Origin of the sequence: Chromobacterium sp. IIBBL 290-4 (genome assembly GCF_024207115.1) — a bacterium.
In the GTDB taxonomy this organism is placed as follows: Bacteria; Pseudomonadota; Gammaproteobacteria; order Burkholderiales; family Chromobacteriaceae; genus Chromobacterium.
Genome location: NZ_CP100128.1, coordinates 2190112 through 2216712, shown reverse-complemented (window position 1 = coordinate 2216712; position 26601 = coordinate 2190112). Strand labels below are relative to the sequence as shown.

At 61.4% G+C, this 26601-nt stretch carries 8 protein-coding genes and 1 pseudogene; 1 reads left to right on the top strand and 8 read right to left on the bottom strand.

The window, feature by feature from the left end:
- Positions 1-6: 6 nt before the first annotated feature.
- Together NKT35_RS10195 and NKT35_RS10190 are read right to left on the bottom strand one after the other, a co-directional pair.
- Positions 7-1239, bottom strand: a complete 1233-nt coding sequence (locus tag NKT35_RS10195; protein ID WP_254300980.1) for a beta-ketoacyl synthase N-terminal-like domain-containing protein — start codon at positions 1237-1239, stop codon at positions 7-9.
- Complete coding sequence (locus NKT35_RS10190; RefSeq protein WP_254300979.1) at positions 1205-1444, bottom strand: acyl carrier protein; 240 nt, start codon at positions 1442-1444, stop codon at positions 1205-1207. Before NKT35_RS10190 ends, NKT35_RS10195 begins: the two co-directional genes overlap by 35 nt.
- 187 nt (positions 1445-1631) lie before the next feature.
- On the opposite strand from NKT35_RS10190, the gene NKT35_RS10185 reads away from it, so the two are divergent.
- Positions 1632-2651: an SDR family NAD(P)-dependent oxidoreductase gene (locus NKT35_RS10185; protein WP_371926477.1), complete on the top strand. Its 1020-nt coding sequence runs from the start codon at positions 1632-1634 to the stop codon at positions 2649-2651.
- A 9-nt stretch (positions 2652-2660) separates the two neighbouring features.
- Here the strand turns inward: NKT35_RS10185 and NKT35_RS10180 are convergent, their stop codons facing one another.
- The 6 genes and pseudogenes from NKT35_RS10180 to NKT35_RS10155 form a co-directional block, all read right to left on the bottom strand.
- A complete protein-coding gene (locus NKT35_RS10180; RefSeq protein ID WP_254300977.1) occupies positions 2661-2912 on the bottom strand; it encodes an acyl carrier protein in 252 nt (83 codons plus the stop codon).
- 49 nt (positions 2913-2961) lie between these two features.
- A complete protein-coding gene (locus tag NKT35_RS10175; protein ID WP_254300976.1) occupies positions 2962-3993 on the bottom strand; it encodes a zinc-binding dehydrogenase in 1032 nt (343 codons plus the stop codon).
- A 13-nt stretch (positions 3994-4006) separates the two neighbouring features.
- Positions 4007-4756, bottom strand: a complete 750-nt coding sequence (locus NKT35_RS10170; RefSeq protein WP_254300975.1) for an SDR family NAD(P)-dependent oxidoreductase — start codon at positions 4754-4756, stop codon at positions 4007-4009.
- A gap of 31 nt (positions 4757-4787) precedes the next feature.
- Positions 4788-5069 (bottom strand): acyl carrier protein, encoded by a 282-nt coding sequence (locus NKT35_RS10165; protein WP_254300974.1) that lies wholly within the window; start codon positions 5067-5069, stop codon positions 4788-4790.
- A 68-nt stretch (positions 5070-5137) separates the two neighbouring features.
- Positions 5138-6303, bottom strand: a pseudogene (locus tag NKT35_RS10160) (NADH:flavin oxidoreductase/NADH oxidase family protein).
- 101 nt (positions 6304-6404) lie between these two features.
- Entirely contained in the window at positions 6405-26582 is a 20178-nt protein-coding gene (locus NKT35_RS10155) for an SDR family NAD(P)-dependent oxidoreductase (protein ID WP_254300973.1), read from the bottom strand.
- Positions 26583-26601: the final 19 nt, after the last annotated feature.

The following is a 26601-nucleotide window of genomic DNA, read 5'->3' as shown; positions in this document are numbered from 1 at the left end:
TCACTTTCAAGGTTGTCCGAGGCACAGGGCCGTGTTAATGCCGCCAAAGCCAAAGCTCAGGCTCAACGCATGCGAAATGCGATGGGCAACGGAATGTTGCCCGACCCAAGCAAAGGAAGCGTTAAGTGGACGCTCTAGATTGCGGGTCGGGTGCAGGCGCTCGGCCCGCATCTGTAACAGGGTGGCGACGATTTCGACAATGCCAGCCGACGCCAAGCCATGCCCGGTCAAGGCCTTGGTCGCGTTGATCGGGGCATGGCTCAAACCACAACCAGCAAGCGCCTCTAGCTCGATCCGGTCGCCCAACACCGACCCGCTGCCGTGAGGGTTGATGTAATTTATCGAGCGGGCGGGCACCTCCGCATTTGCCAGCGCCTCGCGGATGACTCGCATTTCCCCGTCAAGTGATGGATTGGGATTGCGATTGCCGTCTGAGCGCGCGGACCAACCGCGTAACCTGCCGTAAGGACGAACGCTCCGGCGGGCGGCGCTCTCTTCACTTTCAAGCACTACGACAGCACAGGCTTCCCCGAATATAAAACCATCGCGCGCCAGGTCGAACGGACGACAAGCCTGATCGGGCGCGTCAGCGAAGCGATCAGACCCCATTGCGCCCAAACTGCGGAAGGCACGACACTCCCTGTGAGACAGGTCCATCACCGGTCCCAGCGCAATCGCGGCATCCACCCCCCCCAACACGATCGCCTGCGCGGCCTGGATCACGGCAAGCTGGCCACTGGCCGAGGCGGCACCGATCGTATGGACTCCACCACGAATGCCGAAATGTTCGGAACAAACACCGCTCAAGTCGGTATCCATGAAATGCAGGGCATAGCTCGGACGCGCCGATCCCGGCATGGAGGTCGCAAGGAAGCGCTGCTGAAAATTCGAGCCGCCCACCACCAAGCTGATACGCTCAGGATCAACTTGGTCAAGCGCTGCGTCTTGCCAGGCTTCCGTCAGGGTCGCCAAGGCCACTTCGGCAGAAAAAGACATGCCGCGCATTCTCTGCTCATCGACACCCGGCAGAGTCTGCAAAGCCTCGATTTCGGCGCCGATAAAGCATGTATCGCCCTCCTGCCGCCCGGTGCGCTTCAGCACACCGAAGGCGTGGCGTCCCTCGAAAAGTGCGCTCAGAAAATCTTCTCGCCCCTGACCTATAGCGCTGGTAACTCCGACGCCACTGACCAGCACGTCACCCGGCTTACAAGTGCGCATGCAATAAGGCGGCAAGCTCATCGAGGTTTTGCGCCTTCTGCGTGGCGACAAGCGGCAATTTCAGAGAAAGAGCTTCAAGCGTCATAACCACAATCTCAACGCGGTCTACCGAGTTTGCGCCCAGGTCGACCAAGCGAACGTCGTTATGAAACTCATGCTCCTGAAGCCAAGGAAGGACTTCACGCGTGTGCTTGACCATGAGATTGAAAACGTCATTTTGTGTCATATCGTCGCCCAATGAATAGCATTATCAGCGCCAACGCGCAGACCTCTCTAGCCGGACTAATTTACTTGATCCCACGACCAACGAAACCTATGAAACCTGCTAGTAGAACGCCCCAATCCCTCGAGGTAAATGTGAAGCTGTTTGCAGCTGGTTTGTCCGGCGCTCCACACTATCGGAAGGGAAGAAATTGACTAGAAGGATCTGCGTCACGGGGGCATCCGGCTTCCTTGGCAGCCATGTCGTGCTGGCGCTGCTGGCACGCGACTGTCATGTCATTGCGCTTGTTAGAAAAAGGACTGGCCTGTTTGAGCGACTGGCCGCCTCGGTAGCAAGCGGCAGTCTTGAAATCCGCGAGGCCGATCTGCATCAACCAGGCGCCTTCGACCAAGCATTTGCGGATTGCGACGCCGTTATTCACTGTGCGGCCGAGGTAAGCACCAACGCTCGGCCCGACTCGGAAATCTGGCGGAGGACGCTTGCCGTCAATATTCAAGGCACGGAAAACATTTTGTCGAGCATTGAGAAATCGTCTCGGGTACGCGCCTTGGTATTTACTTCATCGATGGCAGCGATCTTGTCCGGCCGCAACCTCCCTGGGCACCATTACAGCGAAAGCGATTGGAATAATCAGCCGCTGAAGGAGAGCGATCCCTACTGGTATTCGAAAACCGCCGCCGAGTCGCTGCTCTTTAAGGCATTTCAGTTGCCGGCCCATGCGGGGCGACGCTTGGTCTGCTTCAACCCGTCCATCATCGTCGGACCGGTTCACGACGCGCGCCACGGCACGGGCAGCATCCGCATCCTCAAAGACCTTCACAGCGGCAAAACTCGCGCCTGCCCTGATCTGCACTTCCATTTCGTCGATGTGCGCGACGTTGCAGAACTGCACGCCCACGCGGCCCTGGACGAGGCTATCCAAGGTCGATTCATAGTACCAGGCACGCCATGCTCGATGCAGGAATTGTCATGCGCAATCCGCAAGCACTTTCCCGAATCGAAGGCACCGCACACCAGCGTACCCGACTGGCTTATGTACTTATCGACCCCGTTCAATCGCCAAGTATCATGGCGCTACTTAAAACAAAGTCTCGGCGTGCGTCACCAATTCGACGACAGTCGCGTCACAAGCACATTCCGCATTCCGTTCCGGCCACTCGAACAGAGCATCCAAGACACTATCATTTCGCTGGGGCACCATCCGCGCTGACCATTCCGGTCAGGCGTGTTGCAACATGAAGGAAGTCAAATCGCCGACCGACTTGAATTCGGTCGCATCGCGCGAAACCCGGGCAAGCTCGATGCCTGCCCGCTCTTGCAAGCGTACGAGCAAAATCAGGCGGTTGAGCGAATCAATACCCAGGTCAGATTGCAACGATGCGTGCGGCTGGATAGCCACCATATCCAGACCTGGAATGTTCAATTCAAGGATCAGCCCAGTCACGACATCCAACGCGTGATTCTCATTCATCGCTTTCACTCCATTTCGTCTGTTAATCAGTTTATGGCGAGGTGGGCCGTCACTCTGGCCTCATCTCGATGACAATTTTGCCGAAAACCTCGCGGCGCCTTAGCCGCGCCAGACCACGCTCGAAATCTTCAAGGGGAAGGATGGAATCGATGACTGGTTCAATACCATCGCGCATAAGCCGCATTGAGGCTTCCAACCCCGACAGCGGCGCGCCGAACGAGCCGAAGACATGGATATGCTGATTAAATAACGCCATCAAATTGGTCTTGGCTTCGACCCCGGTGGTCGACCCGCAAATGACTAGGCGCCCCCCCAATGCCAATGATAGAAGGCTTTCTTCCCAGGTATCGGCGCCGACATGCTCGAACACCACGTCGACCCCCCGTTTGCCGGTTAGCTCGCGAACCTCACGCAAGAACCGCTGTTGCCGGTAGTTGATGACATGATCGGCGCCCAGCGCCCTGGTTTTCTCCGCCTTGTCATTGCTACCCACTGTAGCGAAAACCGAGGCGCCCAAATGCCGCGCCAGCCGGATCGCAGTCGAACCGATGCCACTTCCCCCCGCCTGCACCAGAATGCTCTCGCCCCGTTCCAGGCGCGCGTTATCCACCAGCATGTGATACACAGTGGCGAAGGTCACCGGCACGCATGCCGCATGTGCCAGTTCCACACCATCCGGAACTGGAACCAGCATCGAGACGGGCACGTCGACAAAATCCGCCGCCACGCCGTGGCGATGAAACCCCATCACGCCACCGGACTGGCTGCAAAGATTTTCCCTACCTTTGACGCATGCCGGGCAGCGTCCGCAAAAAAAACTCGGGTAGATCGCCATCGCACGGCCGATCAAATCCAGGTCACTATCCGTTCCCACAGATACCACCCGCCCCACGCCCTCCGCGCCCACGGTAAGAGGCAAAGTCCTCTTGGCGAATGCCATACCGCGATAGCCGAACAGATCCAGATGATTCAAGGTGACATAAGCCATCTTGAGGCGCGCGCAATGTGCCGGCACAACCGGGGGGAGGGTTTGCTCGACCAGGGTGAGACGCTCTCGGGCTACAAGTTGCAAAGCTTGCATGGGATAACCGTATTCAGGAAACAATGCTTCGGGTCAGTCCGCCGTCCAGCGCGAGACACTGCCCGGTGAGATAAGATGCCGAATTGGATAACAGAAAGTCGACCAAAGCGGCGACTTCATCAGGCTGGCCATAGCGCCCTGCGGGAATGTCTTGACAGATCTGCAGACGCTTGTCGTGGTAACGCGTAACCAACTCGGTGTCGATGAACCCCGGCTCAATGCAGTTGATGGCTATACCGCGGCCGGCTATCTCGGTCATGGCAGAACGGACAAAGCCGGCCAGCGCGGCCTTGCTCGCCGCATAGAGCGCATTGCCCTTCATGCCATACTCGGCCGCAACCGAGCCGATGCAGATGATGCGACCCGCCCGCGCAGCGGACATGGGGCGGATCAGGGTCTGATAGAGCTGGACGAAAGACCAGAAATTCAGCTGCATCACGCGCCTCGCCTGTTCGAGATCCGCCAAGGCAGACAGGCTGTCGCAACTAGCACCGGCGCAGTGGACCAAACCGTAGAACACACGGTCTTGCTCATCGAGCACAGCGCAAAGACGAGCAGTGTCCTGTTGGTCGGAAAGGTCGCAGCATTGACCGACCGCTGCAAGGCGGCCCTGCTTTTCATTGAGCGCGGAGCATAGCGCCGACGCCTCGTCGGCCGAAGCCCGATACGTCAACACCACATCATAGCCACTCGCGGCAAGACGCTGGACTATGCTCGCTCCAATTCCGCGTCCTCCCCCGGTCACCAGTACAGACTTTCGCATGAGTCCACTCCGCCCGCTCGGTGCCGCCAGCCTAGGCTTTGACCGCCGATGCCAGTCTTGAGACGGCATCCACGAAGTTTTCCATGACAAAGTAGTCGACTGCGCCGCTCTCACCTTCATTGACGGCACTCATCCACTGACCGATCGGAATGCGAATGCCGAATTGTTTATCGATGCTGTAGACAGCATCGAGAAAATCGACACTGTCGATGCCTAGATCAGAGAATAGGTTAAGCGATGGTTCGATATCCTGCGCAGAGACCTTGCAGACCTCTGAGAGGGTTTTGACGATAAATTCGTAGACATCATTCATGGCTTGCCACCGTTTACTCTTCTGAGCAGACTCTACAAGAGAAGCCGTGGCATGCCACCTATCAAGAATCATAGGCCGCGTGAAGACCTCCGATGCCGGTTGCGGATGAAGCAGCGGCCGTAATACAACATCGACTTGGCGAAGCTCAACCACTCGTTCATGTCGGGGTCCGGCTTGCGATGCTTGGCAATGCGCTGCAATTGATGCTCATACCATGTGATGTCAAGCGCCACCATCTTGTCAAAGGCCGGCACCCCGGTGCTCAGTTTGCGCAGCCGCATGCTGAAACCGGATTCAGCCATGATCTTCTTCGGCAAATCCGGATCAAGAGCCATGGGCCTCGCGATACCGATCAAGTCAGTGGCACCGCGTGTCAGGGCGTCCGTCATGCCAGCCGATGAACGGAATCCGCCCGTTACCATCAGCGGGGCATCGGTGATGGCTCGGACACGCTCGGCATAAGCCAAGAAATACGCCTCGCGTTGCTGTGTACTGTCCGCCATGCTGCCGTTCATCACCGGGTTTTCATAAGTGCCACCCGAAATTTCGATCAAATCCACGCCGATGCCGCCAAGCACGCGCACCACCTCTTGCGACTCCTCTTCGGTAAATCCGCCGCGCATGAAATCTGCCGAGTTGAGCTTGATTCCGACAGGGTAATCATCCCCCACCGCCGCACGGATGGCCCGGTAGACCTCGATCACGAATCGCATGCGATTGGCCAGCCCCCCCCCCAACGGTCGTCGCGCTGGTTATGCCGCTCTGACAAAAACTGGCTGACAAGGTAGCCGTGCGCACCGTGGATCTGCACACCGGTAAAGCCCACCTCCCTCGCCAGCCGGGCACTGGTAGCAAACTGGTCAACGATGGCCAGAATGCCTGCCTCATCAAGCGCCTGCGGCCTATTGAAGTGCTTCTCCAAACCCTCGCCAAGAGCGATCGGCGATGGCGCCACCGGCCGGGCGCACAACAGATTGATGATCTGCTTACCCGGATGATTCAACTGCGCCCAGAAATGGGTACCATCACGACGTCCGGCTTCGGTCCACCGTTCGAATGCTGCCCGGTTGCTACGCTCATCCAGTACTACGTTTTTCAACTCCCCGATGGCGCCGCGATCCACCATGATGTTGCCCGACAGTGACAACCCAATGCCGCCCTCTGCCCAGCGGGCATAAAGTGTCGCCAAGCCGAGGGAAGGATTGTGCCGTTCATCCCCCATCTGCTCACTCATCGACGCCTTGACCAAGCGATTTTTCAGAATGGCACCGCACGGCATGGTGAACGGAGAATGAATCGCGCACGGGTGCTCATGTTGACAAGACATATCCATGCTCAGCCCCCTTGCTGGGTTAATATCCGCTTGGCGTTAAGGTGGGCCGCCAATCTACGAATCGTCGAATATTGCAACAACCATTTTGGTTCAACGATGTATCCGAGGCGGTGACTCATGCCGGAAGCAAGCTGCATCGCCGCCACCGAATCGAGTCCAAATCGCTGGAACACGTCATCCAGGTCGAGCTTGGGCACCAAAAGCACCTTCGACACCATCTGCTGAATCAGCGTCTCGGTATCCACCACTTCCTCAGGCACGGTCTTGGCGCCGCCATGGACGACTGGCGTATTCGACCAATCCAGCTCCCCCCCTTCCTCCGCGAACAAGAGCAGATCAAGCCTGTCGACAAGTTCGTCGTCCAGCGCAGCCAAGTCGCAACCGTTCAGCGCCTCGTAATAGGTCGCCGGGTCTACCGGCCGCCCTTGGCGGTACGCCTCCTCCCACCGCACTATCAATCGGCGCAGCGAGACCTGGCTTGGCGCATCGTCCTGACGGGGAGCATCGGGTTCGGAGATGCCCATATTTCTCATGGCCCGCGCTTCGTCGATGACGCGCAAGACGCCATATACGCCATCGACTCCGCAGGCATGCAAAACGGGAAAGGCGGCTTCTATATCGATCACATCCAGCCCACACTCCTCCAAGCGCATCGTCCTGTTGGCCGGCATGTAGCGATCTACGCTCCAAGCCCCCCAGCAGTGCGCGACAGAGGCGCCTTGACGCAAACCTTTGGTTCGCAATCGCGCCCGCTCGCGCATGAAGGCGTTTTGGAAGGCAGTGGCATAGCTATAGTCGGCGCCGCCACGGAGGCCGAATGCCGCCATCGAAGAGAACACCATGAAGAAATCCAAGGGCTGCTGTGCGGTCAGATGATCAAGATTGCGGGTGCCATCGACCTTTGCGGCAACGGTTTTCCGGAACGACTCCCACGTCTTGCCAGCGATCAGGCCGTCGTCGACCAGCCGGGCCAGATGAATCACGCCGTGCAACTCGCCCACCTGACGAGCAACCGTCTCCATAGTGACTTGCAAGGCTTTCGCATCGTTGACATCGACCTCATGATAAAATACGCGCCCCCCATACGATTTCAGCGCATCGCACTGGCCGCGAATGGCGTCGTTCATGGCGGTACGAGACAGAATCACCAAGGTCGCCTGGCAAGTCCGTACCAATTCACGGCACAACAGTTCGCCTACTGGGCCAAGCCCCCCCACCACCAAGTAGTGTCCTCCATGCCGGAATCCGGATTTGCACGGCAAAGGCGATGGCACTTTGACCAAGTCGCGCGTTTGTCGCCCGCCAGCACCGTAGCGCACGATCATCGACTGACCAGGCCGGGACTCGTAGCCAAGCCACTCCTGCAGCAACACTTGATGGGGCAATGCCGACGCGTCAGCCTGGTGCTCGACCACGGTCCAGGCATGATGCCGGTTTTCCTGTACCGCGGACGCGGCGAACCCTGTGACAGCCTCGCTCTCGGCGCGAGCTGCGTCGTAAAGGTAATAGCAATCCAGCGGATGCTCCCAAGCGGATTGCATAATCTCCCGACTGACCTTGAAGATCGTGCTCATGTCGGCCAACGCCTCCCGGCTATTGCCGTCGCCACGCGCACCGAGGAAGAATGCCACGTCCGGCATCACCGCCGCCAGGGCACCGCCATCCCAGCCGTCCGCAACAAAAAGCTCGATACGGGGAGGGGTCATTCCAACCCGTCTCCACACTTGTCCGATCAAATCGCAAAAGTCATCTCCCTCGGAACGCTCGGCGGCGAAAACGGCCAAAGTTCTGCCGGCTTGCAATCGCACGCGTTCCTGCCAATCCAGATTCTCAAGAAGGGGCGCATCACTCCAACGTTCGGCACAAAAGAGCCAATTCCCGGCCTCACTGGCGGTACTGTGAGTCAAGACAGGGGAGGCGAGCGCCGCCACGGTGTCAGACTCGACATCGTACGGAACACCGGAGGCTGCAGCACTTGCCATGGCTGTCGCCCAGTAGGCTTGACGTTCGAACGGATACGTAGGCAGCGGCATTCTGCGACGGTCATCGGGCGCAAACAACGCCGGCGGATCGATGTGATAGCCCTGTACATATAGGGAGGCCAGCGCCGCCAGGCAGTTGACCTGCGACGCGTGACCGCTTTCGCGCCGATAATGCGTGCAGTGAGCATTCAGCTCATCCAGCCCCTCCTTGCTCGCTTCGAAATGACGGGCCAGATAATGCCCGGCAAAAACAGCTTGCGAAACCTCCCCGTCTACCAACCAACCTTCAAGCCTGGCAAGCAGCTCGGCCTCGCTTTCGGCCACTATGGCCAAGCGGTACTCGAAATGCTTACGTCCGGCCAGAAGGGTATAACTCATCGACGCGGGGTCGGCCGCCGGATTCGCCCGGCAGGCGTCGGACAGATTTCGCACTTGTTGGCGCAATTGATCACTAGAGCGGGCCGACAACACAAACAATCTCGGCACGAGCACACCTGGCTTAGAAGGGATGCCAGGCGCTTCTTGCAACACCAGATGCGCGTTGGTGCCACTAAAACCGAAAGAACTGAGCGCAGCGCAACGAGGCATCCCATCCACGCGCCAATCGCTTAATTCGGTATTGAGATAAAACGGGCTGCCTTCGAAATCGATGCGCGGATTGCCCGCCTTGAAGTTGGCGACGGGCGGAATCTGGCCATGACGCAATGCCAACACCAGCTTCAAGAGTCCGGCCACGCCGGCTGCCGTGACAGCATGACCGATGTTTGACTTGATCGAACCAAGCGCGCAAGATGCCCGCCGATCGGTCGAAGCGGCGCGGAAAGCCCGCGCCAGGCCTTCGAATTCGATAGGGTCCCCCAACGGAGTGCCGGTGCCATGGGCTTCGACCAGCTGGATTTCATCCGCCCGCACGGCAAAGTCCCGATGCACCTGCTCAATCAGATTTGCCTGCGATTTGGCGCTCGGCGCTGTGATGCCGTTGCTGGCACCATCCTGATTGATACCGCTACCGCGAATGACAGCATGGACGTGGTCCCCATCGGCCAAAGCTGCACTCAGCCGCTTCAGGATCACTACGCCTACCCCCTCGGAAGGCACAAAGCCATCGGCTCGAGCATCAAAGGCATGGCAGCGGCCAGATGGCGACAACATCCCTGCGCGCTCCGACGAAAGATGGAACGAGGGCGTCGCCTGCACAAACACCCCGCCAGCCAGTGCCATTTCCACTTCGCCACTCCACAGTGCCTGGCAGGCTAGATGAACGGCAACCAAGGAGCTGGAGCAAGCTGTATCGACCGCGATCGCGGGACCTTGCAGATCCAGGAAATAAGCGATGCGCGCCGGCACGATAGAAGTGGCGTTGCCCCAGAAAGCCTGGGCAGGCGGCGTAGCAGCAAACTGGCCGCGATAGTCCCCGGCACTACAACCGACGTAAATGCCAACCTTACGCCCAGCGATAGCCTCGGCGACATAGCCAGCGTCTTCCAGCGCTTTCCATGACTCCTCTAGGAACAAGCGCTGCTGCGGGTCCATGCAGGTAGCCTCCAGCCCGGAGATATTGAAGAACAATGGGTCGAAAGCGTCGATGTCCGCGAGAAAGCCGCCCCGGGGGCAGCGCATATGTTCTGCCGGACGCTCAGACTCATGCCGGGACAGATCCCATCGCGACACCTCCGTGGTGACATCCATTCCTGATGCCAGATTTCGCCACAACTCATCCAACGACGCCGATTGCGGGAAACGTCCGCTGACACCTATGATCGCAATGGGTTCGCGCGTCACGGCGATGGGAGAAGCCAACGTCGCCGCAAGCGCCGAGGTAAATATCGGAGGAGCCTGCTCTGCGGCTATGGGTTCTGGCGCGGCCTGCGCCTTAACCAAGGGGGCCGGCGTGCGAGCGGCAACGAGCGGAGCATGCTCCTTGGCGATATGCGCAGTGAGCTTGCTTACCGTGCCATAGTCGAACAAGGCAGTGGTGGAGAGATCGATACCGAGCGCTTCATTCAATACCCGTACTAGGTTGACGCCGGTTATCGAGTCCAGCCCGTAGTCGGCAAACGCTTCGTCCGGATCGACCACCTCGGACGCCACCTTGAGCGCCTTGGCTACGCTGGCGATAACGACTTGCCTGATTTCACTAGGCTTGGCACCGGATCGGATATCGCCGGTCAGCATCTCTACGGCTGGTTCGGCTTGCACGCGCGCCAGCGGCGCGCTCTGCGAGGTCGCCAAGGAAGATGAGTGAGCATCAACTTGCGGCGCATGCTCCTTGGCAATATGCGCGGCAAGCTTGTTTACCGTGCCGTAGTCGAACAAGGCCGTGGTGGACAGGTCGATGCCGAGCACTTCATTCAATACCCGTACTAGGTTGACTCCAGTAATCGAGTCCAGCCCGTAATCGGCAAACGCTTCGTCCGGGTCGATGGCTTCGACGGCCACCTTGAGCGCTTGGGCAACGCTGGAGCTGACAACTTGCCTGATGCGTCCAGGCTTAGCGCCGGCCTGGACCTCACGGACCGAGGCCTCGACAATACGTTCCGGCTCAGCTCGCCGCGCTTTCACCGCCTCTTGCGTGGTCGGTTTGCCGCGCCTCACTCTCGCCAAGCCGTCGCTTTTGGCCACGATCACTTGCTGACCCAGACCATGCGCCCCGACGCAGACGAACTTCACCGCACCAAAGCCCTCGTCCTCCAACACCTGCTGCCACATACGGGCCGTCAATCCGGGACTGCCCGCTTCGCGCAGCGCCGCGTCCTCATACTTCCACCAGCCCTCCAACAACCCGAACGTCAAATGACTGAACACCGACGCCCCATGGAGCTCGTTTAGCACCAGCAAACCGCCACGCGCCAACGCCGCCTTCACATGGCGCACCGTCGCGCGGATGTCCCGCGTAGCGTGCAGCACGTTGGTCGCCAGCACCACATCGTAGCGACCTGTCTCGATGCCCTGCGACGGCAGGTCCTGCTCCGCGTCCACCAAACGGTACGACAGATACGGACGGCCCTCCCCGTAATGCTCTTCCGCATGCAGCAAGAACGCCCTCGACACGTCGCTATAGCAGTACTCCTCCACCCAGTCCCGCGCCGCGTCCAGCCGCGCCAGCACCCGCGCGCTCGTCCCGCCCGTGCCCGCGCCGATCTCCAACACGCGCAGTGCCCGGCCGCCCGATGCCCGCCGTGCCGACACCTGCGCCCACACCGTGTCCGCCACCGCATCATTGAAATAGTCCGAGACCGCGTTGCGTTGGTAGATCCCCTCCACCCGAGCCATCGACGCATCCGGGAACATCACATCGGTAGCCCGCGTCCGACCGCTCAACACCGCCGGCAATGCATCCAGACACGCATCGACCAGCGCCACTTGCGCGCGCCGGTCCGGATCGGCGAGCCACAACGCCTTGGCACGCGCCCACTCGGCCCAAACGGCCTCGGCCGACTCCCTGTGCGCCAGCACATAGCGCGTCGCCTCACCATCGCCTTCGCGGCGCACCAACCCTTGCCGTTCCAACAGTTCCAGGCTATGTGCCAGCCAACGGCGCGTCGTGACGCCGGGCGCCAATGTACCGGCCAGTTCGTCGAGCGAATACGGTCGCAGCTCGGACCACAGCCCAGACGCGCAAAGCTTCACCTGCAGCAGGCGGCAGTATAAGGACTCGGACATAGCCCGGAACGCCTCCTCCCGTTGTAGCAGCAATGCGAGATTCCAATCGCGCTCGACAACGTCCGCGCCGTGCGCCGCCAAGGTGGCGCTCGTATCTCCGGGGATGGCTTGAGCCACAACGATCCGCTCGCCGGGTACGCACCCCTCAATGCCCAATGGACGCAGCGTCTTAAGGAAAGCCAGTTGATCAAACGGTCCGCCGAGCAATTCCTCGAGCGCGCCCATTGCCTCTCCCGCCTCAATCGAGCCGAACCCGGCACGCTCCATGCGCTGGCGATAGGCCGACGAGGCCACGATTCCGGTGCCGCCCCAATACCCCCAATTCATGACTTTGACCGGGCACGGCCATGCTTGGCGCATTCGTTCGGCAAACGCATCCTTGAAGGCGCACCCAGCCGAGTAGTTGCTTTGTCCAGCATTGCGGGTAAAGGAAATGAGCGAGGAGAAGAACAAGACAAAATCAAGCGGCTCCGCGCCAAATATCTGCGCCATGCGCACGCTGATGTCGACTTTGGCGGTGAGTCCAGCATCGAACTGGCTTTCGCTCATGTTAGCGACGCTTCTGTCCTCAAGCACGATTGCAGAATGGACAAGTCCGTCGATCCGGCCAAAGCGCTTCAGTATCTGCGCGCGGGCATCTTCGAGCGCAGCGCGGTTCGCCGCATCGGCGGCCAAGTAAACAGGACGCGGACCGAGCTGGCCCAAGTCATCCAGCTTCGCATCCAAAGCAGCATCCGCTTGCCGGCGGCCAATCCATACCACCCTGGCTCCGTACTCGCGAATCACCATCCGGCTCCAGGCCTCGCCGATGCCGCCTGCGCCGCCGATCACCACATACAAGCCCCCTTGCCGGTAGACTGGCGCGGGCGGTTCTGGCGGCTGACACGGTACCAGCTGGCGGACCAGCCAGCCTCTCTGCCGATACGCCAAAGAGATGAGTCCCGGCCCCCTCGGCGGCACGAGCAGGACGCGCCAATCCGGCATTTCATGATTAATCAGATCCACGACGCTAAGTTGCCAGTGTGGAATCTCGTTGGCCAAAGAGCCGACGAAGCCATGCACACTGGCCTGTGCCGGCTCGGCGCACGCCTGCCCGCCAACGGCAAAGGCTCCCCATGTCAGGATGGTGGCGGTCAGTGTCTTGCGGTCATATCCCAAGCGAAGCAACGCCTTGGCCAGTCGAAGGCAATACACAGCCAGCAACCTTTGATCGTGGATCATCGCCTCATCGGCAATCGATGTGGCAACGCCGACGGGCATAGAAATGAGCAACCGGTCGAATGCCGGCAAAGCACTCAATCTTTCAACGATCTCCTCCACCTCCGACGCAGGGCCAAGATCGCAGACCATGACACTCGCCCCCGCCGCGCGCAACGACGCGGCATGTTCCTGCGAAGACCCTAGCAGCAAGATCGTCTCGCCGCGCAGTTGCGCCGGCTCAGGCAGCAAGGCCTGGGATGACCAACGGGGAGCCAGCGACGACACACCCGCGCTCAACAGCTCCACGTCCTCGACGGTCTGAGCAGAAGCTCGCACGCCAAACGCTCTGACCTTGAATCCCGCCAGCGATACGCACGCCTCGCCGTCGTCACCGAACAGATCGACGACGAAGCCCTGTCCGGACTCCGCGCCACGTCTCACAAAGGCCCACATGTGCTCCAGGGATGCGCCATGCACCACGACCTCATCGACGACAAACGGCACGGCAAACCCGCCGTCACCGACTGACAGCAACGGATGAACAGCTTGCAGTGCCGCATCCATCATGGATGGATGCAGATCGAACGCGCCGATGTCCATACTCGCTTCTATCGGGCACTCAATCCGGGCCAGAACGGCATCGCGCCCGATATGCAGCGCCGTGATCGAGCGGTGCGCCGGACCGTACGCCAAGCCATGCTCGGCCAATTGCGCATAGAATTCGGCCTGACTGACAAAGCTGTACGACTCTCCCTGGCCTTGCAATTGCCCGATCAGGGCGTCGGCATCGAATGCTGGTACGCATCTGGCATCCGCAAAGCGAATTGTGCCGCTCGCCCGCAAAGTTTCACCTTCAGCCGCATGCACCGCCACTTCGCTGATCGTGAAATCCACGCCGTCGTCGTCACGCGCGTCAAGATCGATTTCGAGCCGCAGGCCACCTTCCCTTGCAACGGTCGGACGCAGCCACGCCACGTCGCACAACTTGACGGCCACGCCACTTGCCAAGCCGCGCATTTCGGCCGCTTGACGAGCCAATTCCAGATACACGACACCGGGCAGCATGCGCTGGCCTCGCACAACATGATCCTCGAAAAAAAACTCGCGCCCGGAAAGATCGACAGCGAACCGCGTTCCGCGCGCGTTCGAGAGATCGATTAGATCAAAACCCCTACGTTCGACTACTGGCATGACCGATTGCCCCTTGCTTATCCGCTCAATGCCAGTAAACCAATAGCGCTCTCGGGCGAACGGATAGGTCGGCAAAGAGATGCGCCGGCACCCGGAGTCGGGCAATACGTCCTGCCAGTCTATCGTCGCGCCTTGTGTCCAAAGCGCGAGCAATTTGTCGTATTGCCGTGCGGCCACCCATTGTTTCAGAATCAGCGCCATGTCGACGGTATCAAACAGGGACAGCACAGACTGGCCACCTTGCCGAGTCGAACCGCTATAGAGCGCGCCGGTATCGTCGCGGCCTTCGAGGAAATCACCGAATTTGCGCCGCAGCTCATCGACGGAATGTGCAACAAAGGCCAAGCGCTCTTTCAACGGCTCTCGGCCGCGTTGCAGCGTGAAAGCCAGGTCGACCAGCGATGCCGCATCCTGCCTCATGTCGCGGGCAAACTCGAGATGCCGCCTCGCCAATTCTTTCAGCCCTTCCTTGCTGGCCGCCGACAATACGATCAGCGCTGGCATTCTCGCCGCGTGCGCTGCAGGGGTTTCGTCCGCTGGGAGATATTCCTCAATCACTAAATGGGCGTTGGAACCACCGGCGCCAAACGAGGAAATGCCGGCCAGGCGCGGCTTTTCCCGCGCCGTGTCCTTGACCCGCCGCCTATGCCAGGGAGCGCGAGCTTGCTGCACTACGAACGGCGACAGGCTGAAGTCGATGGCGGGGTTCAATGTACGAGAATGCAGTGACGGCACCAGCTCACCATACTTCATCTGCAACAGCACTTTGGTCAAACCGGCAATACCGGCCGCGCTTTCGCAATGCCCGATGTTGGACTTGACTGAGCCGAGCGCGCAGAAACCTTTCTCATCCGTCGCGGCGCGGAATACCTTCTCCAAGCCGGCGATCTCGATCGGATCGCCCAAGGCGGTGCCAGTGCCATGCGCTTCCAGATAAGTGATGTCGCGCACATCGATGCCTGCTCGGCGGTACGCCACGCCGATCACTTCCGCCTGAGCGTTCGGGTTCGGCACGGTATAGCCGTTGGCGCGGCCTCCATGATTGATCTGACTACCGCGCACGATGCCGTAGATTTGGTCGCCGTCAGCCAAGGCCCGGTCGAGCGGCTTGAGCAGGATCGCACCCACGCCTTCGCCTGGCACGTAACCGTCGCCGCCTTCTCCGAAGCTTTCACAGAGCCCCTTACTGGAAGCGAAATTGCCTTGAGCGAGTGTCAGGTATTTATTTGGGTGCAGCGTCAGGTTGACGCCGCCGGCCAGCGCCGAGTCGCAATCGCCGTTGCGAATAGCCTGGCACGCGAGATGGATGGCCGTCAGCGATGCCGAACACATCGAGTCCACGGCCAGGCTAGGACCGTTCAAGCCCAAGCAGAAAGAGACACGATTGGCGATCGAGGCCGCGCTGCCGCCAAGCGCCAGCGGGTTGCCGCGAGACAACTCCTGGGCACCGTACAGCTGGTACTCCAGATACATAACCCCAACGAAGACGCCGACGTGTCCCAACCCCTTTGCGTCACCTAGCGCGCTGCGCGGCCCACGGCCGTAGCCCGCGTCCTCGAAGGTCTCATAGGCACATTGCAGGAACAGTCGCTCCTGGGGGTCCATGAATTCCGCATCATGCGGAGAAATATTGAAGAACAGCGGATCAAACTCATCCACGCCGTCGATGAAGCCGCCCCATTTGCTATTAATCTTGCCCGCGCGTGCACGCTCCGAGTCGAACAACGGCGCATGGTCCCAACGCTGGAGCGGTACTTCCGTAATGCAATCGTGCCCTTCGGCCAGGTTGCGCCAAAAAGCATCCAGGTTCTCCGCTTGCGGATAGCGGCCGGCGAGTCCGACGATAGCGATCGCCTCGGCGGCGGCGGCGGCGGCGGGACGATCGACGCGGGGCTCGTCGGGCACGCGAAGCGCGTTCACGAGAGCGGGCGCTTCTTCGCGTACGGCCGCGTCGTTCGGCTCCGCCCCCCGGTTCAAGCGCTGCACCGTTTCTCCATGTCTCTCAAGAAAATAGCCAGCGAGCTCGGCTATGGTGGTGTATTCGAAAAACAGGGTCTTGGACAGCGGGCCAAACTGTTTTTCCAACTGCCCGGTCATCTGGACCACCATTAGCGAGTCCAGGCCATAACGCTCAAAATGGCAATCGTCCTTAAGCTCGGCGCGTGGAACCCTCGTCACGGAAGACACCAGATCTTTCAGAAGATTGGTGATAGACCACTCGGCAGCCGGATCGATGGCAGTGACGTGCTGATTCATAGGGGGACTGGACTCCAAGACAGCCGGATCCCGCGGATCCGAGGACAATTCCGCCGACAAGGCATCCGCCACCTGGGCAAGGCAAGTCGACAGCAAAAAGATGGAAACCGGCAGGTCGCGGGCATGGTGATGACTCAATACGCGAATCAGCTCGTGCTGCAAAGACCAGTCGAATCCGTATTCGTGAAACGGTTGATAAGGGTCGAGATCCCTCGCCTCGACACCTGCTAGCAAGGCGGCCTGCGCCAACACGACCGGCAAGGTCAAGGTCTCGCCATCTTGGCCAGGCAGGTCGCCGAGCGAGGCGGGCGTTTCATCGCGGGCAAGCAGGGCTTGGACTCTGACCGGGTCACCATGCATCACCAGTACCTGCGCCTCTTCTTTTTGAGCCATAGCCGTATAAAGCGCCGCCACACCTGAGTCACGTCCCATCGGGGTCATGCCCCAGTTGTCGAACAAGCGCGACAAGCCCGCCGTGTCGATGCGCATCCCGCCCTCCCGCCAGAACGGCCAATTCACCGCCAGCGTCCGGCCGTGACGCTCTCCGCGCTCGGTCTGCATGGCACGGTAGCGAGCGAAGGCATCCATGAAACCGTTGGCTGCGGCGTAATTCGCTTGGCCAGCATTGCCGAGTTCGGCGCTGATCGAGGACGCCAGCACGAAAAACTCCAGGGGCAAGTGACGGCTGGCACGGTCGAGATTGAGCGTCCCTTGGACCTTGGGCGCGAACACCCGACGCAAAGCTTCTTGGCGCTTGGTCAGCAAATAACCGTCGTCGAGCACACCCGCAGCATGCACGATGCCGGTGAGCGTGCCGTGACGCTCAATGATGCCAGCCACCAACCGCTCGACCGCCGCGAAGTCTGCGACATCGGCCTGCCAGTATTCAACCGTGGCATGTCTTGCGATGGCCTCGATCCAATCGGCAGCGGCCGAACGGCCGACCAACACGATCACCGGCCGCTCCACCTTGCGCACGATCTCCTCGACCAGGATGCGGCCGATCCCGCCCGAGCCGCCCGTAATCAAATACACGCCGCCCGCACTCCACGGCAGGGCCGCGCGCGCGGCGGTGAGCCGCTGCCAGCAGCCTCGGCGCCAAACGCCGTCGCGCCAACTCAAACGCACCTGCGGCATGGCGAACGCCTCGTCGAGCAGACGATGCTCGATGCCCGCGGCCAAAGCGGCGTCATCAACTTCTACCAACTGAGCGAGCACGCCGGGGTTTTCCAGTGTGACCGACGCCACCATGCTGTACAAGCCAGCCCCCATCGTCTTGTCGCCAGCGCGCGTCAGCACTTGCACACGCGTCGGTCGGCCTGACTTGGCGGCGACCACCGCTTGCAAGGCTTGCATCAGACGCAGCCCGGCCAGCTCGTAGTCCGCCTCCCCGGAAAAAGGCGCCAAGTAAGGCACGCCGGGCAATGTATTGGCCAAACGTGCCGGCGCCTCGCCCAAGGCCGCCACGATCAGCCTGTCAGCGACGGGCGGAGCATCTTCTCGCCGCGTGGGCAACGGGCGCCACTCACGCGCCCACAGCGAGGTTTCGCCCGTCGTCCCTTGCGCCATCACACGGAACGTCAACCCGCATAGCATCAGCCGAATATCGCCGGCGTCGTCGGCCAGCACGATATCCACCTTGGCGGACGCTCCGTTCTCCGGCACGCTGTGTTCGAGTACGTGCGCCCACATGCGCGGCGCGCAGCGGCCGAAAATATCGACGCGCTCGACGGCGAACGGCACCCATGCCACCGGCCTTGCAGCGTCGACCGCCCAAAGTTGCACCGCCGCCTGAAGCGCGGCGTCGACCATGCCGGGTTCGAGCCACCAACCAACAAGCCCATGTTCGACATCTCGTTGAGATTCGATCCTGGCCAATACCTGGCGACGCCCCTCGGCGTCTTGTCCAGCCGACCAATGCACCAAGCGCCGGAAAGCGTCGCCGTAGTCAATGCCGACGGCAGCGAAATGGCGATAACAATCTGCGCTCGAGCGCTCGACGAGCGTGCAACCGGCTGCGAGAGCGCCCAGATCCAGGCGGCAGGGCGCTTCGGCGGGTGCCGGCGTCAGGCTGCCCAGGCAATAAATTTCGCTTTCGGCACACGCTTGAGCGCGACGAATTTCGAACGTCCACTCTCCATCCGCCCGCGGCTCGAGCGCGAGCGTCGCCTCGACCGGCTGAGCCTCCACGGCAAGCGGTGCGATCCACGCCACATGTTCCAGGCTGATCGCCTTATCATCCGCGTTCGTCCTGCGGCGCCGCGCCGCGGCCGCCGCCATTTCCAGCATTGCGACCCCCGGCATGACACGCCGGCCTACCACTCGATGCTGCGATAAGAAATATTCGTCTCCATCGAAGCGCGCGTAAAAACTGTCTGCGTCGGCAGTTTCCACCAGCAAGGGATGGGACGGCGCCGTTCGGTCGCTCGGCCTCCAGTCGGCACGAAGGTCTTCGACCCAATAGCGATCTCGCGCGAACGGATAACCGGGCAGTGGCAAGCGACGGCACTCCAAACCATCGAACATGCGGGAGAAATCAATTTGCTGGCCTTGGCAATAACGCTCGGCCATCTGCGTCCATTGCGCGCATTCGGCGCGTTCCTCTTGCCGCGATGAAATCGCGCGCGCATCCGCCGAGCTCCAGCAATGCGCGGCATGCCCAGTGCGCAGCCAGGTTTCGAGCGCGGCCGACAATTCATCGATGCTCGAGGCCAACAAGGCTAGGCGATATTCGAAATGTTTCCTCCCGGTCAATGTGCTGAAGCTGAGGTCGAGCAAAGGTTGCGCAGGCGTGGCGCGGCAGAAATCCAGGAGCAGTTCAGCCTGGCTGTACAGCGCGGCTGCGCTGTGCCCCGACAGAGCGATCAGGCATGCCTGCGTCGAAGATGGCGCGCGCTGGGAGTTCGACGCTTCTTCGACCACCAAGTGCGCATTGGTGCCGCTGAAACCGAAAGAACTGATGGCGGCGCGGCGTTTCTCGCCCGGCGCCGTTTGCCAATCTCGCAAACTGGTATTGAGGTAGAACGGGCTGGCGGCGAAGTCGATGGTCGGATTGGCTTCGGAAAAATGCAAGGACGGCGGAATCATGCGGTGGCGCAACGCCAGTAGGATCTTAAACACGCCAGCCATACCTGCCGCAGTGGCCGCATGACCGAGGTTGGTTTTGACCGACCCTAGCGCGCAATACCCTCGCTTGTCGGTATAGTGGTTGAAAGCGGCGGACAGCGCCGCGAATTCGATTGGATCGCCCAGGCGCGTTCCGGTGCCGTGCGCCTCGACCATCTGAATCGACGCTGGGTCGATGGCAAATCGATCGTAGACCGACTGTTCCAAGCGTTGCTGCGACAGCGCGCTCGGCGCGGTGATACCGTTGCTGGCGCCATCCTGATTGATGCCCGAGGCGCGTATCACGCCATAGATATGGTCTCGATCGGCAATGGCATCAGCCAGACGCTTCATTACGACGACCCCCACCCCCTCGCCGGGTACAAAGCCATCGGCACGGCTATCGAAGGTATGGCAGTGGCCGGTTTTGGACAACATCCCGGCTCGATTGGCTTTCAGATAAAAGTCGGGGGTCGATTGAACGAACACGCCACCGGCCAGGCTGATCGACGCTTCGCCGCTACGCAGGCTTTGGCATGCCATGTGGATGGCAACCAGCGAGCTCGAGCAGGCGGTGTCGACCGCTATCGCCGGACCTTGCAAATCGAGGTAGTAGGCAATGCGCGCTGGCACGATGGAGGGCGCGTTGCCCCAAAATGCCTGCGCCGGCGGCGTATTGACGAACAGCTTATCGTAGTCGCCGGCCTCGCAGCCCACGTACACGCTGACCTGTGTGCGCTGGCGCTCACCCAAGCAGCCCGCGTCGGCCAACGCGTTCCACGCTTCCTGCAAGAACAGGCGCTGCTGCGGATCCATGTAGGTCGCTTCCAGCGGCGAGATATTGAAGAACAGCGGATCGAACTCTTCAATCCCGTCGATGAAGGCGCCGCGCGAGCAGTAGTCGTCCGACGCGACGTCCGGATAGTAGGCGGCCAAGTCCCAGCGCTTCACGTCGTCGACAAGGTCATGTCCCTCGGCCAAATGGCGCCACAGCTCATTCAGGTTGCGCGATTGGGCGAAACGTCCACTAGCTCCGACAATGGCGATGGCATCATCGTCCGGCGCGCGCGCGACCGGCGCGGCCTCTTGGCGCAAGATATCGGCGATGCGCGCCACATCTTGATCAGGCCCGAGCGTCGACGCGAGAGCGCAAGCTGCCGGATATTGATATTGTTGGGCGATGTACTCGCTTAAGCGATCGATTGTGCTGTAGTCGAAGAGGCAGGTGACATAAAGTTCGATGCCGAGCCGACCGTTCAGCTGGCGCACAAAGTTGACGCCAGTGATCGAATCGACGCCGTAATCTGCAAACGGCTCGTCGAAACGCAATGCGGACGCATCGAACTTCAAGGAATGGGCGAGTACCTCGAGAATGGCTTGGCGGATCGATTCCCGCCGCGTGCCCTCATCGCTGGCCGGGGCCTCTACGGTTCGTTCCGGCTCAGCTCGCCGCGCTTTCACCGCCTCTTGCGTGGTCGGTTTGCCGCGCCTCACTCTCGCCAAGCCGTCGCTTTTGGCCACGATCACTTGCTGACCCAGACCATGCGCCCCGACGCAGACGAACTTCACCGCACCAAAGCCCTCGTCCTCCAACACCTGCTGCCACATACGGGCCGTCAATCCGGGACTGCCCGCTTCGCGCAGCGCCGCGTCCTCATACTTCCACCAGCCCTCCAACAACCCGAACGTCAAATGACTGAACACCGACGCCCCATGGAGCTCGTTTAGCACCAGCAAACCGCCACGCGCCAACGCCGCCTTCACATGGCGCACCGTCGCGCGGATGTCCCGCGTAGCGTGCAGCACGTTGGTCGCCAGCACCACATCGTAGCGACCTGTCTCGATGCCCTGCGACGGCAGGTCCTGCTCCGCGTCCACCAAACGGTACGACAGATACGGACGGCCCTCCCCGTAATGCTCTTCCGCATGCAGCAAGAACGCCCTCGACACGTCGCTATAGCAGTACTCCTCCACCCAGTCCCGCGCCGCGTCCAGCCGCGCCAGCACCCGCGCGCTCGTCCCGCCCGTGCCCGCGCCGATCTCCAACACGCGCAGTGCCCGGCCGCCCGATGCCCGCCGTGCCGACACCTGCGCCCACACCGTGTCCGCCACCGCATCATTGAAATAGTCCGAGACCGCGTTGCGTTGGTAGATCCCCTCCACCCGAGCCATCGACGCATCCGGGAACATCACATCGGTAGCCCGCGTCCGACCGCTCAACACCGCCGGCAATGCATCCAGACACGCATCGACCAGCGCCACTTGCGCGCGCCGGTCCGGATCGGCGAGCCACAACGCCTTGGCACGCGCCCACTCGGCCCAAACGGCCTCGGCCGACTCCCTGTGCGCCAGCACATAGCGCGTCGCCTCACCATCGCCTTCGCGGCGCACCAACCCTTGCCGTTCCAACAGTTCCAGGCTATGTGCCAGCCAACGGCGCGTCGTGACGCCGGGCGCCAATGTACCGGCCAGTTCGTCGAGCGAATACGGTCGCAGCTCGGACCACAGCCCAGACGCGCAAAGCTTCACCTGCAGCAGGCGGCAGTACAGCGGGTCGAGGTCCGGGGTGGTCAGCCCGCCACGGGCTTGCGCCACATCGATCGGGCGGTGAGGAATATTCAATGGCGCGTCGGTGGCATGCGCGGCATTGACGACAATCCGCTCCTCACGACTCGCCAACAAAGACGGCGCGCTCAACGGCCCCGCCAGGGCAACCTGCTTTAGGGCATAAGTCAATTGAAACGACAACGCTGCCATCGCGTCAGGCAGCTCGACCGACGCCAAGTCCTCTCGCGCTCGCCACGCCTGAAAAACCTCCGAGGCGGCCAACGCACCGACACTTCCCCAATAACCCCAGTTGACTACCGCAACGGGGCATGCGAACCGACTTTCCAGGTAGCGCCCGAAGGCATCGACGAATGCGCAGCCGGCGGCGTACGCGCCTTGATTCGGCACGCACATAAAGGCGTTAATCGACGAGAACAGCGCCACGAAATCGAGCGGTTCGTCGGCGAACACCTCGGCGAGGCTGACGCAGGTGTCGACCTTGGTCGCCAGCAACTCGCGAAACTCGTCATGGGTGATGCGTTCGAGGCTACGGCTTTGCAATGCCATGGCGGCATGAATCACGCCGTTGACCGCTCCATGGTGTTGACGAATGGCGGACAGTGCCGCGCCGAGCGTGAGTGGGTCGCCGGCATCCGCGCGCAGATACACCGGAGCGGGACCGAACCGCGCCAAGCGTTCAATATTCGCCTCGATGGTCGAGTCCGACGCTCGGCGGCCGATCCAGTAAATCTGGGCGCCCCATTCGCGAATCAGCGTCTCGCTCCAGGCGGCGCCGATGCCGCCCGCGCCGCCGATGATGACGTACACACCGCCGGGGCGATACATGTTCTCGCCGGCCGCGTTTCCGTCCATCGTCACCGGAAGCAGGGTCTGGCGCAGCAAGACGCCGTCGCGCCAAGCGTACGAGCCCCCCCGCACATCGGACGGCAGGCTTAGTAATTGCGTCAAAGGTAAGGCGCTTTCCGCCTCGACATCCACGGCGCGCGCAGTCCAGCCGGGTTGCTCGTTGGCCAAGGTGCCCACCAAGCCATGAACGGCGGCATGCGCCGGCACTCGCCGCTCGCCGGTCCGTATCGGCAGCGCGCCGGACGTGACCACGCACACATCCAAGCGACAGCCACCATACCCCAAGGCCAGCAGCGACTTGACCACTGTCAGCAACGCAAGCACGCCATCCGCTTGCGCTTGAACCAACGACGCGGCGCCGTCGAACACGGTGGGCGAGGACGGAGCCAGCCACAGCAAGCGCTCGATCGGGCCGGCCTCGGCCAGCGCCTGCGACACGCGATCGACGTCGTGACTCGCGTCGATATCGAGGAAGGCCACGTCGCCGTACAAACGGCGAACGCCGTCGCGGCTGGCTTCGTCGCCACCGATCATCGCCATGCGTCCGTTTGCGAAAGTTGGAGTTGTGGTATCCGACGGCAAGAGCGGCACCCAGTCAACCTGCATGAGGCCTGATATTTCTTCATCTCCATGGCGGGGAGCGACATCGTCCGAGCCGTGTCTGCGCTTGAGCTGGAACGCACCCACGCGGCCTACCCGCGTGCCGTCCTCGGCGATCAGGTCGATGTCGAACGCCAGACTCGCCTCCGTTACGCTGCCGCGCGGCACGACATGCACCCAAAATGCGGCGGGTAGCGCCGACACGCAGTCGAAGCGGCTCAGCGCGAACCCTACCCACGGCGCATCGCCGCCCTGGCGCATGGCCAGCATCAGTGCAACCTGGAATGCCGCATCGATAGCGGCGGGATTGAGCGTCAAATCTTCGTGCATTGTCGTGGCGGAGACAACGCGAGCCAGCACCGAAGCTTCGCCGTCGAACGCCAGACCGACGATTGCACGGTAAGGAGCGTCATACGCCAGACCAGCCCCAAGCAAACGCTCATAGATTCGCTCTGTTTCCTGCGCATCGTCCATGTGGCGCGCGCGCAGCGCGGCCAGATCGAGGCGTTCGCCCAGCGATTCGCCGCTGCCCGGTCCAATGCGCCCTCTGCACGCCGTTTCATCTTCTTCCCACCGCGCATCGGCAATGGAAAAGTCGCCGGCTTCCCCAATCTGCAACCGTACGTCCAGCGCCTGTTCCGCCACCACGAGCGGGCGCATCCAGGTCACATCGCTCACGGACCAGGAGGAAGAACAGCCACCACGCTCCACGAACGCGGCGCGCATGCACTCGAGTTGTAGCGCGCCGGCCAGCCAGCGCTGGCCATGTACCACATGGTCGCGCACCAGGGGCTCGTCCGGTTGGAACGTGGCGATATAACTCCCGCGCTGCCCGTCCTCCACCCAGCGCGGCAGCCAGCCGACCCCGGCGGTCACTGGCTGCACATCGCCCGGCAGCCAGCAGCGTTCGCGCGCAAATCGATAGCCGGGCAAGACTACATGGCGGGCGGGCATGGTAAACAGGGCGGCAAAATCCACTGTGGCGCCGTTTCGATAGCAGACGGCCAGATGCTCCAGTCGGCACGTGTATGCCACGGGATCATGTTCCGCTTGCGCCAGCATCTCGACGATGTCGCGGGCAAGCGCATCGTTGCCCCGGCGCTCCGCTTCGTTGTCCACGCCGGCTGCCGGCAGCAGTGAGACCGCCATCGGCTCCCGCAATCGCGCAGCCAGCGCTTCCTTGCTCCCAACGGTTACGGCCAGGCGGCAGCGCATATGTTCGCGGCCCAACGCCAAGACGGCACCGATGTCCTCCAGGTGCACATCCTGCCCCATGTCATCGAGCCAATCAGCCAAGGCCGTTTGGTAACGGCGCAAGCTCTCCTCCGATTTGGCCGACAAACAGATCAAGTAAGCGGGACGCGCAGGTGCGGACCGCCCGCTTTCAACGCGCTCCGGCGCCTCCTCCAAAATCAGATGGGCATTGGTGCCGCCGAAGCCGAATGAGCTGACTCCCGCGCGCAACACGCGACGGCCGCTATGTGGGTCGACCACACCCTGCCAAGTTTGCAAGCGGTCGAGCAGATAAAAGGGGGAGCCATCCAAGCGGATGCGATGGTTGACTGTGGAGAAATGGCACAGCGGCGGCAGTTGCCTGGCCTTCATCGATAACAGCACCTTAATCGCACCGGCGACGCCCGCCGCCGATTCGAGGTGACCAATGTTGGATTTGGCCGATCCTATAGCGCAATAGCCCGTCTGCCGGGCCGCATCGTCGGAGAACGCCCGGCACAATCCTTCGATTTCGATAGGATCGCCCTTGGGCGTGCCGGTTCCGTGCGCCTCAATGTGCGACACCGTGCCCGCGTCGATCTCGGCGTCCTTGAGCGCTGTGCGGATCACCTCCGCCTGGGCCTCGGCGCTCGGGTAAGTCAGGGTATGGGTCTTGCCGCAATGGTTGGCGGCGCTGCCGCGAATGACACCATGAATCATGTCGCCATCGGCAAGTGCGCGCGCGAGCGGCTTGAGCAACAGCACGCCGGCGCCCTCGCTACGTACGTAGCCGTCGGCCGTGTCGTCGAAACTCTTGCAAGCTCCCGATGGCGACAGCATGCCGGTTTTGGCGAAAGCGACGTGACGTGTCGGGGTTAGTAGGAGGCTGATGCCGCCGGCCAGCGCCATTTCACTCTCGCCGAGCCGGAGAGACTGCACCGCCAGGTGGATGGCATTAAGCGAGCCCGAGCAGGCGGTATCGAGCACAATGCTCGGCCCGCGCAGATCATAGAAGTGAGAGATCCGATTGGCGATGACCGAGGCGGCGACGCCCGTCGAGCGATGCTCGTCAATTGGGAGCGCCATTCGCTCCTGCCGCTCCTTATAGTCGTGATTGAATGCGCCGAGAAACACGCCCATGCGGCTGCCAGCCAAACGCGAAGGCGGAATGCCCGCGTCCTCGAAACACGCCCAGCTCAGCTCCAGCATGATCCGTTGCTGCGGATCAATCATTTCGGCGCTAGCGCGCGAGATACCGAAAAAAAGCGGATCGAAGTCCGCCACATTGTCGATGCACCCGGCATGCTTGGCACGCGTTTTGCCCGGTTCGACCACTGAGTCGCCCCAGAACGCGCGCCAATCCCAGCGTTCCGGCGGAATCTCGCCCACACTGTCGCGGCCGGCACGCAGATTGTCCCAGAACTGCGTGTAATCCTCAGCCCCCGGGAAGCGGCAGGCCATGCCGACGATCGCAACCTCCATCGGCCGATAGCCGTCCGAAACGGGGGCTTCAGAGGTTTGGAAGTTTCTCAGCATCGAGACAATTTTGTTCAACATGGGGCAATCCTTTTGGAAC